This window comes from Mesorhizobium sp. M0751 (assembly GCF_040320265.1).
GTDB lineage: Bacteria > Pseudomonadota > Alphaproteobacteria > Rhizobiales > Rhizobiaceae > Mesorhizobium.
The window spans coordinates 1-633 of record NZ_JAMYPH010000089.1 but is presented as its reverse complement, the minus strand read 5'-3'; the positions used below and the strand labels follow the sequence as shown (position 1 = coordinate 633).

At 61.5% G+C, this 633-nt stretch carries 1 protein-coding gene; it reads right to left on the bottom strand.

Annotated features, from left to right (window positions below; all coding sequences use genetic code 11):
- The coding region (locus NKI19_RS32780) for an amidohydrolase (RefSeq protein WP_502899383.1) at positions 1 to 625 on the bottom strand (625 nt) is incomplete at its 3' end.
- Between the last annotated feature and the right edge of the window lie 8 nt (positions 626 to 633).

The following is a 633-nucleotide window of genomic DNA, read 5'->3' as shown; positions in this document are numbered from 1 at the left end:
CACCCTTACCAAGAATTCTAATGTCAAAGCGGTCGGATGCTGCAAGCATGACGCTGTCTGAAAGGGCAAAAGTGCCGACGTCCATACCCGGCATGTTGTGAAGTGCATAGACCTCCTCGATGCCGAAACGCTCGAAGAGGCCATCCTCGGCCATTACCTTGGCGCCGCCACCACCCTCCTCAGCGGGCTGGAAGATTGCGACCAATGTGCCGGGAAAGGCGCGCGTTGCGGCGAGGTGTTTCGCGGCTCCAAGCAGGATCGCCATATGGCCGTCATGCCCGCAGGCATGCATCCGTCCGTGAACGGCCGAGGCGTGAGGCAGGCCCGTCGCCTCAAGGATGGGTAATGCGTCCATGTCAGCGCGGATGCCGATGGTCCGGCTCCCCGGTGCAATCCCGCCCCGGATAACTGCAACGACACCATTTCGACCGACGCCAGTCGCCACCTCGTCGCACCCGAAGCTGCGGAGGAGGTCCGCAACGCGTTCTGCGGTGCGGTCGACATCAAACAAAAGTTCCGGATGGCGATGGAAATCGCGGCGCCAAGCTGTCGCTTCCGCTATAAGGTCCTTGTCAAGCGTGCCGACGATAGCTGGCTCTGCGAGAGAGGGGCTCCTCCGGCTCATTGGTTTTC